General features: G+C 60.2%; 13 protein-coding genes. 6 read left to right on the plus strand and 7 right to left on the minus strand.

The features are described 5' to 3' along the window. Positions 1–33: 33 nt before the first annotated feature. Both ctaD and coxB read right to left on the minus strand, forming a co-directional pair. Positions 34–1728, minus strand: a complete 1695-nt coding sequence (gene ctaD / locus PY650_RS17540) for a cytochrome c oxidase subunit I (RefSeq protein WP_285880710.1) — start codon at positions 1726–1728, stop codon at positions 34–36. 14 nt (positions 1729–1742) lie between these two features. After that, on the minus strand, positions 1743–2633 hold the full coding sequence (coxB, locus tag PY650_RS17545; protein WP_285880711.1) for a cytochrome c oxidase subunit II: 891 nt from the start codon (positions 2631–2633) through the stop codon (positions 1743–1745). A gap of 337 nt (positions 2634–2970) precedes the next feature. Between coxB and PY650_RS17550 the strand changes: the two genes are divergently transcribed. Next, positions 2971–3603 carry an invasion associated locus B family protein gene (locus tag PY650_RS17550; RefSeq protein WP_285880712.1) on the plus strand — a complete coding sequence of 211 codons (633 nt, stop codon included), beginning with the start codon at positions 2971–2973 and terminating at the stop codon, positions 3601–3603. A gap of 64 nt (positions 3604–3667) precedes the next feature. After that, on the plus strand, positions 3668–5083 hold the full coding sequence (gene tldD, locus PY650_RS17555; RefSeq protein ID WP_285880713.1) for a metalloprotease TldD: 1416 nt from the start codon (positions 3668–3670) through the stop codon (positions 5081–5083). Between the two features lie 9 nt (positions 5084–5092). Here tldD and PY650_RS17560 read toward each other — a convergent pair whose 3' ends face one another. Together PY650_RS17560 and PY650_RS17565 are read right to left on the minus strand one after the other, a co-directional pair. Next, the gene (locus PY650_RS17560; protein WP_285880714.1) at positions 5093–5410 is read right to left on the minus strand and encodes a nucleoside triphosphate pyrophosphohydrolase family protein; all 318 of its coding nucleotides are present in this window, start codon (positions 5408–5410) and stop codon (positions 5093–5095) included. 113 nt (positions 5411–5523) lie between these two features. After that, positions 5524–6825 (minus strand): D-alanyl-D-alanine carboxypeptidase family protein, encoded by a 1302-nt coding sequence (locus PY650_RS17565; RefSeq protein WP_285880716.1) that lies wholly within the window; start codon positions 6823–6825, stop codon positions 5524–5526. A gap of 228 nt (positions 6826–7053) precedes the next feature. Between PY650_RS17565 and PY650_RS17570 the strand changes: the two genes are divergently transcribed. Further along, positions 7054–8100, plus strand: a complete 1047-nt coding sequence (locus tag PY650_RS17570) for a polysaccharide deacetylase family protein (RefSeq protein WP_285880717.1) — start codon at positions 7054–7056, stop codon at positions 8098–8100. Positions 8101–8216: 116 nt separating this feature from the next. Here PY650_RS17570 and pdxH read toward each other — a convergent pair whose 3' ends face one another. Then, positions 8217–8837: a pyridoxamine 5'-phosphate oxidase gene (pdxH, locus tag PY650_RS17575; RefSeq protein ID WP_285880718.1), complete on the minus strand. Its 621-nt coding sequence runs from the start codon at positions 8835–8837 to the stop codon at positions 8217–8219. A 63-nt stretch (positions 8838–8900) separates the two neighbouring features. Here pdxH and PY650_RS17580 point away from each other — a divergent pair, with 63 nt between their 5' ends. Then, complete coding sequence (locus PY650_RS17580) at positions 8901–9359, plus strand: RT0821/Lpp0805 family surface protein (RefSeq protein ID WP_285880719.1); 459 nt, start codon at positions 8901–8903, stop codon at positions 9357–9359. Between the two features lie 15 nt (positions 9360–9374). Here PY650_RS17580 and PY650_RS17585 read toward each other — a convergent pair whose 3' ends face one another. Then, complete coding sequence (locus PY650_RS17585) at positions 9375–10898, minus strand: HAL/PAL/TAL family ammonia-lyase (RefSeq protein WP_285880720.1); 1524 nt, start codon at positions 10896–10898, stop codon at positions 9375–9377. A 29-nt stretch (positions 10899–10927) separates the two neighbouring features. Next, entirely contained in the window at positions 10928–11932 is a 1005-nt protein-coding gene (locus PY650_RS17590; protein ID WP_285880722.1) for an ornithine cyclodeaminase family protein, read from the minus strand. Positions 11933–12286: 354 nt separating this feature from the next. On the opposite strand from PY650_RS17590, the gene PY650_RS17595 reads away from it, so the two are divergent. Further along, entirely contained in the window at positions 12287–13465 is a 1179-nt protein-coding gene (locus tag PY650_RS17595) for a DnaJ domain-containing protein (protein WP_285880724.1), read from the plus strand. 121 nt (positions 13466–13586) lie between these two features. Beyond that, positions 13587–14405 carry an enoyl-ACP reductase FabI gene (gene fabI, locus PY650_RS17600; protein ID WP_285880726.1) on the plus strand — a complete coding sequence of 273 codons (819 nt, stop codon included), beginning with the start codon at positions 13587–13589 and terminating at the stop codon, positions 14403–14405. Positions 14406–14415: the final 10 nt, after the last annotated feature.

Consider the following 14415-nt stretch of genomic DNA (forward strand, 5'->3'; position numbering starts at 1 on the left):
CGGACGCCGCTTATCACGGCGTCCGGAAATAAGCTACTTGATACGCGGCAGCTCTTCCCACTGGTGGTACGGCGGCGGCGAAGAAAGCTGCCATTCCAGAGTGGTCGCACCCTCGCCCCAGGGATTGTTGCCGGCAACGCGCTTCTTTGCGAAAGCGTCGATGACGCCCCAGAAGAAGAAGCAAAGGCCAACGGCTGCGACATAGGACCCGATGGAGGAAACGAAATTCCAGCCGGCGAAGGCGTCCGGATAGTCGATGTAGCGGCGCGGCATACCAGCACGACCGAGGAAGTGCTGCGGGAAGAATATCATGTTGACGCCGATGAAGGTGATCCAAAAATGCGCGTTGCCGATCTTCTCATTGTACATGTAGCCGGTCATCTTCGGGAACCAGTAGTACCAGGCAGCGAAGATGGCGAAGACGGCGCCGAGCGACAGCACGTAATGGAAGTGCGCTACGACGTAGTAGGTGTCCTGCCATACGCGGTCGAGACCGGCATTTGCGAGCTGAACACCCGTGACGCCGCCCACCGTGAACAGGAAGATGAAGCCGATCGCCCAGATCATCGGCGTGCGGAACTCGATCGAGCCGCCCCACATCGTCGCGATCCAGGAGAAGATCTTCACGCCGGTCGGAACGGCAATAACCATCGTCGCGAAGACGAAGTAGCGCTGCGTGTCGAGCGACAGGCCGACCGTATACATGTGGTGGGCCCAGACGACGAAGCCGACGGCACCGATCGCGACCATGGCATAGGCCATGCCGAGATAGCCGAAGATCGGCTTGCGTGAGAAGGTCGAGATAATGTGGCTTATCATGCCGAAGCCGGGCAGGATCAGGATGTAGACTTCCGGGTGACCGAAAAACCAGAACAAGTGCTGGTAAAGGATCGGGTCACCGCCGCCTTCCGGCGCGAAGAAGGTCGTGCCGAAGTTGCGGTCTGTCAGCACCATGGTGATGGCACCAGCGAGAACCGGCAGCGACAGGAGCAGCAGGAAGGCAGTGATCAGCACCGACCAGGCAAACAGCGGCATCTTGTGCAGCGTCATACCCGGAGCGCGCATGTTGAGGATGGTTGTGATGAAGTTGATCGCACCGAGGATCGACGAAGCGCCGGCAATATGCAGCGAGAAGATCACCAAGTCGACTGCCGGGCCGGGATGACCGACGACGCCCGATAACGGCGGATACAGCGTCCAGCCGCCGCCCGCGCCGTAAGCGCCGGCCGGACCTTCGACGAACATCGACAGGACCAGCAGCAGGAAGGCGGGAACGATCAGCCAGAAGGAAATGTTGTTCAGGCGCGGGAACGCCATGTCCGGCGCACCGATCATGATCGGCACCATCCAGTTGGCGAAACCGCCGATCATCGCCGGCATGACCATGAAGAAAATCATGATCAGCGCGTGGGCGGTGACGAAGACGTTGTACATCTGCTTGCCGCCATCGATGGAGGCATCACCGGAGTAACCATAGACCATGGAGGCCAGACCGCTGAAGATCTGGATGCCCGGCTCCTGCAATTCCATGCGGATCGCCACGGACAGCAGGAAACCGATGACGCCGGCAAAGATCGCAAACACCAGATAAAGGGTGCCGATGTCCTTGTGGTTCGTCGAGAAGAGCCAGCGGTTCGCGAAACTGAGCTTGTGAGAGTGATGGTCGTCATGCGCGTGAGCGTCATGAAGAGCGTGCGAATGATCGTCGTGTGCCGTAGATCCAGCCATTATCCCTATCCCTCTTACTCAGCCGTGTTTTCAGCGACATTGACGGTAGCCGGCTGATCGACGGCGGCCATCAGGGCCTTGTTTGCCTTGCTCAGATCACTGGCGGCTGTGGTCAGCCACTGCTGGTATTGATCCTGGGAGACGACGCGGATGGCGATCGGCATGAATGCATGGTCCTTGCCACAAAGCTCGGAACACTGTCCGTAATACAGGCCCTCACGATCGGCCTTGAACCAGGTTTCGTTCAAACGGCCCGGAATGGCGTCGATCTTGATGCCGAAGGACGGCATCGCGAAGGAGTGGATGACATCCGTGGGTGCGGCGGTGACAAGAACGCGCACAACCTTGTTGACGGGCAGCACCAGTTCGTTGTCGACGGCGAGTAGCCGCGGATATTTTGACTTGTCTTCCTTGCCGGCCGCGGCGCGGTCCTGATCCTTCAGCAGGAAGGAATCGAAATCCAGAGGCGTGTTGCCGCTATTTTCATATTCATAGTTCCATTGCCACTGCGTGGCCGTCGCCTTGACGGTAACGTCAGGATTTTGCGGGAACGTCAACTGTGCGGTCAGAAGATCGAAGGACGGAACGGCCAAGAATAGAAGGACGAGGACCGGCCCCACGGTCCAGATGACCTCGATCAGCGTATTGTGGCTCGTTCTGGAGGGCACCGGATTTTTCGAGGCCCGGAACTTGACCATGACGACAATCAAGAGGACCAACACCAGTATGGTGATTGGAACGATAAACCAAAGCGTGTATGCTTCGAACCAGCGTATTGCATGCATATTGCCGGTTGCCGCCTCTTGCAAGCCGGTTTGCCACGGTCTTGGCTGATCGGCATAGCTGCCGGTCGCAAAAAGCAGACAGGCGATAGCCGCCAGAGCTGCGTAAGCCCTCTTAATCACGATGTCTCTCCCTCCAGCGTTTGATCCCAGATCAATCTCAAACGCAGTATCCCTACAGTCCATGCGCTTCAAACCACAGTTTGGAGCACTCCGCAACAACTCCCGACATTTGTCCGTGCGGCATTTTTGCGCGAAGTATAGTCCCCTCGCACGCCGAAACATGGCAAGCATTTCATCATCATACGAAAAATTGCATGATGGTCCATCGCCTTGCCTGGCCAAAATGGGATAGAGGTCGTATTTCCGCCGCAGTCGGTTGGAATCCAGCACGCGGGGCTTTTCATTTGCCGGCATGGGCTTCAACAATAGCGGCACTGATTCGAATCTAGAGGTTTCCATGGGTTTTCGTTCCCTCGCCCGGCTTTCGTTTGTCACCGCCAGCGTCGCTGCCGCGGCCGCAGCGCCCGTTCTGGCGCAGCAGGCACAGCAAACACAACCGGCGCCGCAGGCTCAACCGCTACAAACCCAGCCGCCGCAGCAGCCGGGCCAGCAGCCTCCCGCACATACCCAGCAGCTTCCGACCAGCCAGGTTCCACAACCGCCGGGTACGGTGCGGTCGAGCCACGGCGCATGGTCCGTCGTCTGCGACAAGCCGGCCGGGGCATCAACCGAACAATGCGCGCTGATGCAGAACGTCATCGCCGAGGACCGGCCGGAAGTCGGCCTTTCGGTCGTTGTGCTGAAGACCGCCGACCGGAAGTCGAAGATCCTTCGAGTGCTGGCGCCGCTTGGCGTGCTTCTGCCGAACGGCCTCGGCCTCAACGTCGATGGCAAGGATATCGGCCGCGCCTATTTCGTGCGCTGCTTCTCAGATGGCTGCTATGCCGAAGTGGTGCTTGAGGACGAGCTGCTGAAAACGCTGCGCAGCGGCGCGACCGCCACCTTCATCGTCTTCCAGTCGCCGGAGGAAGGCATCGGCATTCCCGTCGATCTTAAAGGCTTTGCCGAGGGCTACGACGCGCTTCCGTAATGCGACAGGGCTTGCTCTCTCGTCATCCGAAACCTACATCGGCTCTGAACGGAGCACCTGACCCATGAATACCGATCTCCTTACCTTGTTCGATACCGACGAAAGCAAGCTGCGTGGCATCGTCGCCGACGCGCTTACCGGTGCCGACGACGGCGAACTCTTTGTCGAGCATATCCAGGCCGAATCGCTGACCTTCGACAACGGACGCATGAAGGGTGGCAGCTTCAACACAGAACAAGGCTTTGGCCTGCGCGCCGTCGCGGGCGAAGCAGTGGGCTATGCCCATGCGGGCGATCTGTCCGAGGCGGCGCTGAAGCGCGCCGCCGATGCGGTGCGCGCCGTCACTAGCGGCTATGCGGGCTCCTACGCCGCGGCCCCTCAGCGCACAAATAAAATACTCTACAGCGACGAGAACCCGATCGGCAGCCCGAGCTTTGAAGACAAGGCGAATCTGCTGCAAGAGATGGACAGCTATCTGCGCGACAAGGACGGCAAGGTGCGTCAGGTGACGGCCTCCATCGCCGCAAGCTGGCAGGTGGTCGATATCCTGCGCGCCGACGGCCACCGCGTCCGCGACATCAGGCCGATGACGCGCATCAATATCTCGGTGATGGTCGGCGAAGGCGACCGGCAGGAATCAGGTTCCTTTGGCACGGGCGGCCGCATCGGCTTCGGCGATTTCATCACGCAGGAAAATTGGCGCCGCGGTGCCGACGAGGCTTTGCGCCAGGCACTGATCAATCTCGAAGCGATCGATGCGCCGGCAGGCACGATGGATGTCGTTCTCGGCTCCGGCTGGCCTGGTGTCATGCTGCACGAAGCGGTAGGCCATGGGCTGGAAGGCGATTTCAACCGCAAGAAGACCTCGGCTTTTGCCGGGCTGCTTGGCCAGATGGTCGCGGCTCCCGGCGTAACGGTGGTCGACGACGGCACGATCGAAAACCGCCGCGGCTCGATTACCGTCGACGATGAAGGCACGCCATCAGCCTATAACGTACTGATCGAAAACGGCAAGCTGGTCGGCTATATGCAGGACCGGCAGAACGCCCGTCTCATGGGCATGAAGGCGACCGGCAACGGCCGCCGCCAGGGTTATGCCCACACGCCGATGCCGCGCATGACCAACACCTATATGCTCGCCGGCGACAAAACACCGGAAGAGATCATCGCTTCGGTGAAGAAGGGCATCTACGCAGTCTCCTTCGGCGGCGGCCAGGTGGACATTACCTCTGGCAAATTCGTCTTCGGCTGCACCGAGGCCTATCTGATCGAGGACGGCAAGGTCGGCGCGCCGATCAAGGGCGCCATGCTGATCGGCAACGGCCCGGATGCGATGAAGCGCGTCTCGATGATCGGCAACGACTTGAAGCTTGACACTGGCATCGGCAATTGTGGCAAAGGTGGCCAATGGGTGCCTGTCGGCGTCGGCCAGCCTCATCTCAGGATGGATCAGGTGACGGTCGGCGGTACGAAGGCGTAGCGGTTCAAATTATGAACTGATCCCCTCCCCCGGCCGGAATCGCCATTTCCGCTCGACGGCCGCGGCAAGGTCGAGACCGTTGCGACGGGCGAAGAGGAGGACATGGCCAAGCACGTCGGCGGTTTCGTCGGCCAGCGCGATCGCCAGTTCTTCATCGCTCATGCCCTTGCGTCGTCCGCGGCCGGTCGCCTTGTTCCAGATCTGGGTGAGCTCGCCCATCTCCTCCTGCAGTTTCAGAACAAACCAGTCGCCGTCACGCTCCAATCCATTGGCGGCGGCATAAGTGGCGGAGGCTTTTTCGAATTGTTGGATCAGGCCGGACAGCATCGACATCGTTCCCTGTATGTTCCTGCGACAGGAGTGAACGATTCTGCCGGAAATGTCGAGACGGCAAAGCTTGCGCCCCGCCGTCCTTATGGTTCCAAATCTCTGATTTCCGCTCAGCCCTTGTTCGGCAGCAGCATGCAGTTGAAATCTTTGCGCTTCAGCGCAGCGCAGGCGGAATTCGCGTCGTCGCGGCTGTCGAAGCCGACAAAGCGGGCGCGATAGACCGTGCTGCGGCCTTTTCCGACGGCCTCAGTATAGGGCGAGGCGTTGGCAAGCGCATCGCCGGCCTTAGACTGCGCTTCGGAGAGTAGGTCCTTGGCGGCCTGCGCCGTCGGGGTGGCTGCGATCTGCACCTGCCAGCGGCCGGCTGTCGCCGGTTTGCCGGCATTCTGGATTTCATCCATTGCCATCGGCCGATCCACCGGCACGGTCACATTTGTCGTGGCGGCATAGGCGAGCGGGGTTTGCGAGGGGGTGAATTCGGCGTGTTTGCGTGTCGTGGCCGTGCGCGCCGTTGCCGTGGTTTGCGCATCGACATTGACGGCAACGTCGTTCGCCGCCGAAGCGACTTCAACCTGCTTTGTACCGCCGACGCTGGCGACGAGGCGCGATGAGGCGGCCGGAGTAGCTTTCGGCACGTAACGATTGAGAAGCGAGGCCATGAATGCATCGCGGCCGCGGGCAGTCGCACCACCCATCACCACGCCGATGACGCGGCGGTTGCCTTGGCGCACGGCGCTGACGATGTTGAAACCGGACGCATTGGTGTAGCCGGTCTTGATACCGTCCATGCCCTCATAGCGATACATCAGATTATTATGGCCACGAATACGGCTGCCGCGATAGGTGAAGCCCGACTGCGAGAACAGCCTGTATTCCTGAGGATAGTTGTTGATGAGCGCAACGGCGAGCGTCGACATGTCGCGCGCGGTCGTCACCTGCTCCGTGCTCGGCAAGCCAGAGGGGTTGGTGAAGACGGTGCGACGCATCCCGAGTTCGCGCGCCTTCTGCGTCATGATGCGAGCGAAGCCGCTTTCGCTGCCGCCCAGCGCTTCGCCCATGGCGGTGGCGGCGTCGTTGGCGGACTTGATGATCATGCCGTCGACGGCATCCCGGACGGTGAGAGTGCTGCCCGGCTTCAAACCGAGCCTGGTCGGAGGCTTGGCCGCGGCGTTACGCGACACCGGTATCGCGCTGTTCCAGCTGAGCTTGCCGCGATGAATCGCCTCGAAAGTCAGGTACAGCGTCATCATCTTGGTCAGCGAGGCGGGATGATTGAGATCATCGGCATTGTCCGAAGCGAGAACCTTACCGGACTTCGCATCCATGATGAAATAGGCGCTGCCCGCAAAGCTCGCCACAGGTGCGCCCAATAGCAAGACGGCCGCAGAAAGGGCCATCAAAAGTTTTTTCATAATCGTCCCCAACCGAAACAAATGCCAATACACCGCATCAAACCGTTGTGCGCTTTTGCGACAAAAGCCTGATTTCGGTGCGATATTGAGGCAACACCCTCGATAGATTTCCAATTTTGCCTTTGCTGGTAAAATAACGGTTAACACATTGAAAAGATGGTGTGGATTTAGCAAGACTTAACGGCGAATGGGCTACAGCATGGGCATTTGGCAACCGGGTCAATTCCCATGGAACAGGGCATAAGAATCCGTCTCAAGCGCGCCGCAATTTCCGGCGGACTGGAAACCGCTGCAATTCTGAAAAGCCTCGGCCTGATGCGGGACGTCGCCGGCCTCGGCGCCATCTTTACCCTGCATCATGTCCGTCCTCCCTTGCGCCGAACCTTTGCCCCAAACGCACATCTGGAAATTTCGCCCGAATTCCTCGACCGCGTCATCAAAAGGCTGAAGCGGGACGGTTATGAATTCATTGCTATCGATGCGTTGCCGGAACGTATCGCAAATGATCGCAACAAGCCACCCTTTGCTATTTTCACACTTGATGACGGCAATCGGGATAATCTCGACCACGCACTGCCGGTCTTTTCCCGCCACAGCGCGCCCTTCACCGTCTTTGTCGCCCAGGGGCTGTCGGAGCGGACCCACAGCATATGGTGGGAGACCCTGGCCGACCTGCTCAATCGGCTGAACCGCGTGACCTTTGATTTCGGCGGGGGTGCGGAGAGTTTCGACCTCGACAAAGCCAGCCAACGACAAGCCGTGTTTGCCCGATTCGCTGCCTACGTTCATGGCCAAGAGGAGATGGAAGCCGTCGCGCGGATCGACGAGCTGGCTCGAAAGAACGGCCTCGAGCCACTCGATCTCGTGCGTGCATCCATCATGGACCGGGATGAACTGAAGCAGCTTATCCGTCACCCCCTCGCCTCGCTTGGGGCACATACGGTCAGCCACCGGGCGCTCGCACGGCTGCCGGAGGCGGAAGCAGCGGCAGAGATGGCATTGTCTGCGGATTATATTGCCGACATCACCGGCCGGCGACCGGCTACGATCGCCTATCCCTACGGCACTGCCGATGCGGTCTCCCCCCGCGAAGCGAGGCTTGCGGCGGAACTCGGGTTTTCCGTCGGGGTGACGACCCGGCCTGGAACGATCGGAGCGGTAAATGCCGCCACGATCACGCATCTGCCGCGGCTGTCGCTGAACGGCCATTACCAGAAGGCGCGGTACGCCACAGCACTCGCGTCCGGCATTCCCATGCGGCTGATGGGACACTAAAGCGCATCGCGATCCCCGGGATTCGCCTCTTGCGCTTTAGGCTATTCATTTTGCGCATATCCTTATCGCAAAACCGCTGCGCACTTTTGGGCGACATACCGTAGGCGTCGGCATAGTTACGGATACATTCGCACCTTTTCCCAGGCACCTTCCGGCATGTCGCGGCGGAATTCGACACGGTCGTGCAGGCGGAACTGGCGATCATGCCAGAATTCGATCGACAACGGACGGATGCGGAAGCCGGACCAGTAGGGCGGGCGCGGAATATCGCCGATGGCGTAGCGGGCGGTATATTCGGCAACCGCCTTTTCCAGTGCAAAGCGGCCCTCGAGCGGGCGCGACTGTTTCGACGCCCATGCGCCGATGCGACTGCCGCGGGCGCGCGTCCTGAAATAATCGTCGGCTTCCTTGTCGCTCACCACTTCAACCAAGCCGCGCAGCCTGACCTGCCGGCGCAGCGATTTCCAGTGGAAGCACATGGCGGCTTTCTTTTGGGAAAGAATTTCTTGGCCTTTCTGGCTTTCGAAATTTGTATAGAATACGAATCCGTCGCTATCGAAACCTTTCAGAAGAACCATGCGGACATTTGGCAATCCATCCTTATCGACCGTTGCCAAGGCAACCGCATTCGGATCGTTCGGCTCTGTGGCTTCGGCCTCGCGCAGCCAGGTAGCAAAAAGCTTGAAGGGCTCGTTCTGTTCGGTGAAGTCACCGCTTGTTAACTCGTTTTCCGACATATTAGCTCAAATTCTCCGCATTTCCTAAAAACCGCCAGCCCCAACACTGGCCAAGATACTCAGGTGGAAGTCATAGCAAAGTCGACCGTTCATACAAAGCGCAAGCTTGCAAAAGGCGCGACGATGGTGATTGCCATTTTCTCCCTTTTCTCCCTTGGCGGCTGCGTCGGCGGCGGCATGGACACGCTGAGTTCAGCGAAGGTGGACCGCAGCGTTTCGACTGGCACCGTCCCGACCGCTCCTGTGACTGCCGACAGCGTCTCGGACGAGACTACCGTGCGCAATGCCGTGACTTCGGCAGATCTCAACAAGCTGAATGGACAGCCCGTGCCCTGGGCGAATGCCTCGACGGGAAGCGCCGGCGTCATCGACACCATCGTTGAAAACAACACTTCGGGACAAGTTTGCCGTCAGTTCCGCACGACCCGCCACTCTTATGACGGTATCGCCAATTTCTTCGGCAAGACTTGCCTTCTCAGTGACGGCGAATGGCAATTGCTGAGCTTCCAACAGGCCGGCTGATCGCCGCCCCATTTCTTATCTCAGCGTCGAAAGCGGCCCAATAAGCGTACCCGCCGCAATGCCATCCGCAAGCGCGTAGATATCGTTACTGGGAGAACGGTCAACCTCAAGCGGCGGGACGATCGAGCGGACTGCAGCAAAAAGAGCCTTTGTCCCCTCACCCAACTCCATCGCACCGCGCAGATCGATGGCGCGAGCTGCCACGATCAGCTCGATGGCGGTCAGATATCGAAGCTTCTCCATCAGCCGTCCGGTCTTGTCGACCACCGACATGGCGAGCGAGGCATAATCCTCGACACGATCGGCGACCGGCGTCACTGCAAAAGGCATGGGCATCGCCAGGTGGCCGATCTCCGCGGTCAGCGCTGCGACGGTCTTTTGCAGCGCGCCAAAGCCGTTGGCGCCGGCACTGTCCGGGGCAAGAAAACGCGGCAAATCCGAGAAGCCCGGCGACAGAAGCTTCATGATCCGCTCAGCCGTCATGGCGGCCAGACGCGCGAGCGCCAGCGTCAAGGTGTCGAAGGCCAGGACCATATGGGTCGGATCGAAATTGCCGGTCGGCAATACGACGTCTTCGGCGGCAAGGACCGATGGATTGTCATCGCCCGAGCGCAGCTCCAGCTCGGTAGCGGCCCATGCTCCTCTCAACGCGTGTAACGCGGCGCCGGAGACCGATGGCACGCAGCGGAGGCTGAGCGGGTCCTGAAGACGCCGGGCGGCACCCGGTTTTGTAAGATCGCCCCCTTCAAGAAGCGATCGGATCGCGGCTGCGACATCGCCCTGGCCGGGGCCGGGCCGCAAGCGGCTCGCCAAGGGATCGAGTGGATCAAGGCAGGCGCGAAAACCTTCATAGGACAGCGCGACTGCGCCGATATGCGCAGCGAAAACGCGTCTGGTGTCCTGCAGCAGCAGGCAGCCGAGACCGACGGACGCGGCGTTGGAAGAGATCAGCGACAGTCCATCCTTGATGCCGAAGGGCGGCTGCACGAGACCGGCAGCCGCCAATGCGTCGGCGCCGGAGACCTCGCGGCCATCCGCGAGGATGGCTGTGCCTTCGCCCACCAATACCAAGGCAACATGGGCGAGCGGCGGAAGATCCGCCTCGCCGATCGAGCCGGTCATCGGCACCTTTGGATAAACGGCGCGATTGAGCATGCCAACAAGCGCTTGCGCCATCTCAGGCGACACACCTGAATAGCCGAGGCAGAAGCGGGCAAGACGCGCCGCCATCATCGCCCGGACCTCGTCCGTTTCGGCAAAACGCCCGACGCCGACGGCGCGGGGGCGCGGAATGCGGTGTTGTCCGGAATCATTCGTGAGATCGAGGCGGGTGTCCACCGCAGCGCCCAAGCCGGTGCTCACTCCATAGATCGCCTTGCCCTCGCCGGCATGGCGGACGAGACAGGCGTAGGCGGCCTCGATGCCGGCGATCGCATCGGCACCGATCGTGACCTCAGCGCCATCGCGAGCGACGGCGCAGATGGCATCAATATCCGCGCCCAACGCATCAAAGATTACGCTTTTAACGCCCACATCCATCCGTCTGTCCGTTTCTCAAACCGTCCGATTCAGGCGAATCGCAGGCGCTGGCCGATGTTCATCCGCTTCGCCTTGTCGACCATGGCCGCACCCAACGCAACATCTGTCGTGCTGAGGCCGCGATGCCAAAAGAGGATAGTCTCCTCTTCGCTCTCGCGGCCGGGCCGTGCACCGCAGACGATCTGACCGATTTCGGCATGCAGCGTCTCCGCCGTCACCTTGCCTTCGTCGACGTGCCGGCGCAATGCGCCATACAGACGCCCGGGACCGCACTGGCCCCAATCGTCGACGACGACCTTGTCCATGATATCGGTCAGGTCGAATTCCAGCGCGCTCATCGTCCCATAGGGAACGACGAAGGCACCCTTCTTAACCCAGCTCGTCTTGAAGAGCGGCGTCGGTTCCGGCAGGCGGCTGGCCTCGACCATGATGTCGGCGCCTTTCAGACAGTCTTCCCAGTTATCTGTGACGGTGATCTTCTTGCCGAGGTCGTTTTCCAGCCGCGCAGCAAACGCGTCGCGGCTTTCGGGGCGGCGGGAATGGACGCGGATTTCCTCGAAATCGAAGAGATGGTCGAGCAGGCGGACATTCCAATAGGCAGTGCCGCGAGCCCCGATATGGCCGAGCACCTTGCTGTCCTTGCTGGCGAGATGGCGCGCGCCGATGGCGGTGACGGCGCCTGTGCGCATATCGGTGATGGCGGTGGCATCTACGATCGCCTTCGGCATGCCGGTGCGCGGATCGAAAAGGTTGAGCACGGCCATTTCGGAAGGAAGGCCCTGCTTGTAGTTATCAACGAAATCGCCGACCACTTTGACACCGGCATAATCCAGCGGCTTTACATAGCCGCGCAGAACATTGAAATGCCCCTTGTCGGAGCTTTCGGGCACGAGATGCACGCGCGGCTCGATCACCGTTTCGCCGCGTCCCTGGGCATCCAACGCCTTGCTGACGGCATCGAGGATTTCGTCATTGGTCAACGCCAGCTCCTTGGCATCGATGGCGTTCAGATAGTCAATCCAAATTTCCTGCATGGAATGCCGAGCCTCTTCCGCTTGTCGCTGCGTTCGTGTCATCATGAAACGATTTGTCTATACTTATTGTCAAGATGAATCCTGCTTGGAACCGCGCCGCCAGCCGTAGGCCGGGCCGGCGCCCACCCAATATTTCGCACCAAAGCTTAGCGAACGGCTAACCATTGCGGCAGATCGGGCAGACACGGCGAGCCGGCGTAACAACTGGTTAGCACCTGCTCCCCCAGGATCACCCCATATGCGCGTCAATCATTCTTGCTTCCAGCAAGGATGCGGCGCGATCCATGTCTTGTTTCATTCTTTTGGGGTGCCACAACGAGGCCGGGCACGCCCATCAAAACGGTGGTTATAACGATGCGCGATCCTTATAAGGTGCTTGGCGTAAAGAGGGATGCTGGGGCAGACGAAATCAAGGCGGCGTGGCGCAACCTCGCCAAAGCCGTGCATCCAGACCATAACATCGGCGATCCCACGGCAACCGAGCGGTTTGCCGAAATCGGCCGTGCCTATGAGACGCTGAAGGACCCGCAGAAGCGCAGCCGCTACGACCAGGTGGCTCGCATGGCCGAAGCAAGTGGTCAAAGCAAAGAACAGACCATCATGCAGCAGCGCCAGGCGGCTCGCGAAGCGGCTGAGCGTTCCAAGGCCGCGCGCGCCAACGCGGAAAAAATACTGGAAGAGCTCGCCCGCGCCAATGCCCAGAAGGCGCAGAAGGCTGCGTCGGCCGCCAACCCGCAGGCAGCTACTGGTGCCACCGCATCCGAGTCACCCGAGGATATGGTCGAGCGCATATTCGGCGCCAAGGCCGCCGCCCGCCCGACACCAAACCCGGCCGCGACCGAAGCCGGCGCCGGAGAGGCAGGCAAGCAGCAAGAGCCAAATGGCGTCGAGGCCGGCGAAACCTTCGCCGACGAGGAGCAGCTTGCAACCGGGACCGGCCCGAGCGCCTTCCGCTCGCGCTTCGGCATCCTCGGCTCGCTCGTACGCCGCATCACCGGCAGCACTACGCAGGATAAGGCGCCGGAAAAGACACCGGAGATCGCGGCCGAAGCGACTGTCACCCTAGACGATATGCTTAAGGGGCATTGGATCACTGTTCCGCTCTCCGACGGACGGGAGGCTCGCTTCCAAGCGACGACGGATATCAGCAATGGTCAGGTCGTGCATCTGAAGGGCCAGGGGCTGAAACTGCAGGGCATGCAGCGTGGCGATGTCGCGATCACTATTCACCTCTCCACCGACAGCCGTTTCACCCTTGATGGCTTCGACGTCCGCACGACGCATCCCGTGACCATTGAAAATGCGGTGCTCGGCTATGAGACAACCGTCGAGGGATTAAACGGTCCGGTCAAGCTTACTGTCCCCGCGTGGTCCGGTTCGGATCAGGTCATCCGAATCTCCGGCGAAGGATTACCTAACGGACATGGCGGGAAGGGCGATCTCGTGGTGGAATTGCGCTTGATGCTGTGGGAAAAACCGGATGATAAAGTTACCGATTTGATGCGCAGCATGCGCGAGGGCTTTTTTCTGTGAAATTTCAGTGACAACCGCACCCTTTGTTACGATCCCTAACAGTTGATGATCTTTCCGATGCTTGAACCGGGGATCGGCCTATGCCATAGGCAGGATCATTCGAAGTTCAAGGGAGCAGAATATGGCTCAAGCCACTGGCCTCATGGCAGGCAAGCGCGGCGTCATCCTCGGCGTTGCAAACAACCGTTCCATAGCGTGGGGTATTGCCAAGGCCTGTTCGGAAGCCGGTGCCGAAATCGCGTTGACGTGGCAGGGCGACGCCTTAAAGAAGCGCGTCGAACCGCTCGCCCAGGAACTTGGCGCCTTCATGGCGGGCCATTGCGATGTTACCGAACCCGCGACGATCGACGCCGTCATCGACACGTTGGAAGCGAAATGGGGCAAGATCGATTTCGTCGTACATGCCATCGCCTTCTCCGACAAGGATGAGCTGACCGGCCGTTACGTCGACACCAGCCGCGATAATTTCGCCCGCACGATGGACATCTCTGTCTATTCGCTGATCGCCGTTGCCCAGCGCGCCGAGCGCATCATGAACGACGGTGGCTCGATGATTACGCTGACCTATTATGGCGCAGAAAAGGTCATGCCGAATTACAATGTCATGGGCGTCGCCAAGGCCGCGCTCGAAGCGAGCGTGCGCTACCTCGCCGTCGACCTCGGCGGTCGCGGCATTCGTGTCAATGCGATCTCAGCTGGCCCGATCAAGACTCTCGCTGCCGCTGGCATCGGCGACTTCCGCTACATCCTGAAATGGAACGAATATAACGCGCCGCTGAAGCGCACCGTTTCGATCGACGAGGTCGGCAACTCTGCGCTTTATCTTCTCTCCGATCTTTCCACCGCCGTTACCGGCGAAGTGCACCATGTCGATTCTGGCTACCACGCCATCGGCATGAAGGCCGTCGACGCGCCCGACATCGCCGTTGTCAAGGACTGATCAACAGGAA

This window comes from Martinezella calliandrae (assembly GCF_030272695.1).
GTDB classification, from domain to species: Bacteria; Pseudomonadota; Alphaproteobacteria; order Rhizobiales; family Rhizobiaceae; genus Rhizobium; species Rhizobium calliandrae.

Bases quoted from the DNA above. Each gene is read 5' to 3' on its own strand.
- PY650_RS17570 (WP_285880717.1), top strand. From the start codon at position 7,054: ATGGAACAGGGCATAAGAATCCGTCTCAAGCGCGCCGCAATTTCCGGC.
- PY650_RS17590 (WP_285880722.1), bottom strand. From the start codon at position 11,932: ATGCAGGAAATTTGGATTGACTATCTGAACGCCATCGATGCCAAGGAG.
- PY650_RS17585 (WP_285880720.1), bottom strand. From the start codon at position 10,898: ATGGATGTGGGCGTTAAAAGCGTAATCTTTGATGCGTTGGGCGCGGAT.
- PY650_RS17550 (WP_285880712.1), top strand. From the start codon at position 2,971: ATGGGTTTTCGTTCCCTCGCCCGGCTTTCGTTTGTCACCGCCAGCGTC.
- pdxH (WP_285880718.1), bottom strand. From the start codon at position 8,837: ATGTCGGAAAACGAGTTAACAAGCGGTGACTTCACCGAACAGAACGAG.
- ctaD (WP_285880710.1), bottom strand. From the start codon at position 1,728: ATGGCTGGATCTACGGCACACGACGATCATTCGCACGCTCTTCATGAC.
- PY650_RS17595 (WP_285880724.1), top strand. From the start codon at position 12,287: ATGCGCGATCCTTATAAGGTGCTTGGCGTAAAGAGGGATGCTGGGGCA.
- PY650_RS17560 (WP_285880714.1), bottom strand. From the start codon at position 5,410: ATGCTGTCCGGCCTGATCCAACAATTCGAAAAAGCCTCCGCCACTTAT.
- tldD (WP_285880713.1), top strand. From the start codon at position 3,668: ATGAATACCGATCTCCTTACCTTGTTCGATACCGACGAAAGCAAGCTG.
- fabI (WP_285880726.1), top strand. From the start codon at position 13,587: ATGGCTCAAGCCACTGGCCTCATGGCAGGCAAGCGCGGCGTCATCCTC.
- PY650_RS17565 (WP_285880716.1), bottom strand. From the start codon at position 6,825: ATGAAAAAACTTTTGATGGCCCTTTCTGCGGCCGTCTTGCTATTGGGC.